Origin of the sequence: Streptomyces sp. SPB074 (assembly GCF_000154905.1) — a bacterium.
Classification (GTDB): Bacteria; Actinomycetota; Actinomycetes; order Streptomycetales; family Streptomycetaceae; genus Streptomyces.
This window is the reverse complement of sequence record NZ_GG770539.1, coordinates 2,478,774-2,480,069: the sequence shown is the minus strand read 5'-3', so window position 1 is coordinate 2,480,069 and position 1,296 is coordinate 2,478,774. Positions and strand designations below refer to the sequence as shown.

Genomic DNA, 1,296 nt, shown 5'->3' with positions numbered 1-1,296 from the left:
GAATACGTTCCCGGGCCCTTGTACACACCGCCCGTCACGTCACGAAAGTCGGTAACACCCGAAGCCGGTGGCCCAACCCCTTGTGGGAGGGAGCTGTCGAAGGTGGGACCAGCGATTGGGACGAAGTCGTAACAAGGTAGCCGTACCGGAAGGTGCGGCTGGATCACCTCCTTTCTAAGGAGCATCTGACCCTTTCGGTTTCGGCCGGTGGGGTCCAGAGCCATGACGTCGGCGAATGTTCGACGGTGGTTAGCTCATGGGTGGAACGTTGACTATTCGGCACTCTCAGGTCTTCTTGGGTCGCTAGTACTGCTTCGGCGTGGAACGCGAGATCAGGAGAGGTGAGGGTGTCGGGCACGTTGTTGGGTGTCTGAGGGTACGGCCGTTTTGGCTTGCCTTCTTGCCGGCCCCAGTGAACTTGAGACTTTGGTCTTGGGGTGATGGGTGGTTGGTCGTTGTTTGAGAACTGCACAGTGGACGCGAGCATCTGTGGCCAAGTTTTTAAGGGCGCACGGTGGATGCCTTGGTACCAGGAACCGATGAAGGACGTGGGAGGCCGCGATAGGCCCCGGGGAGCTGTCAACCGAGCTTTGATCCGGGGGTGTCCGAATGGGGAAACCCGGCAGTCGTCATGGGCTGTCACCCGCTGCTGAATGTATAGGCAGTGTGGAGGGAACGCGGGGAAGTGAAACATCTCAGTACCCGCAGGAAGAGAAAACAACCGTGATTCCGGGAGTAGTGGCGAGCGAAACCGGATGAGGCCAAACCGTATGTGTGTGATACCCGGCAGGGGTTGCGTGTACGGGGTTGTGGGATTTTTCTTTCACGGTCTGCCGGCCGTGAGGTGAGTCAGAAACCGCCTGTGTAGGCGAAGGACATGCGAAAGGTCCGGCGTAGAGGGTAAGACCCCCGTAGCTGAAACACTGGCGGCTCACTTGAATTTTTCCCAAGTAGCACGGGGCCCGAGAAATCCTGTGTGAATCTGGCGGGACCACCCGCTAAGCCTAAATATTCCCTGGTGACCGATAGCGGATAGTACCGTGAGGGAATGGTGAAAAGTACCGCGGGAGCGGAGTGAAATAGTACCTGAAACCGTGTGCCTACAAGCCGTGGGAGCGTCGCGCGAGGACTTGTCCTTGCGTCGTGACTGCGTGCCTTTTGAAGAATGAGCCTGCGAGTTTGCGGTGTGTTGCGAGGTTAACCCGTGTGGGGAAGCCGTAGCGAAAGCGAGTCCGAACAGGGCGGTGGAGTAGCACGCTCAAGACCCGAAGCGGAGTGATCTAGCCATGGGCAGGT

2 other annotated features (both running past the window's edge) are annotated in these 1,296 nt (G+C 58.3%).

Annotated elements, in window-relative coordinates:
* Nucleotides 1-174, top strand: a sequence feature (mutual gap in cmsearch alignment for this rRNA model is longer than 100) (it extends 1,316 nt beyond the left edge of the window).
* Nucleotides 175-491: 317 nt separating this feature from the next.
* Nucleotides 492-1,296, top strand: a sequence feature (mutual gap in cmsearch alignment for this rRNA model is longer than 100) (it continues 2,299 nt past the right edge of the window).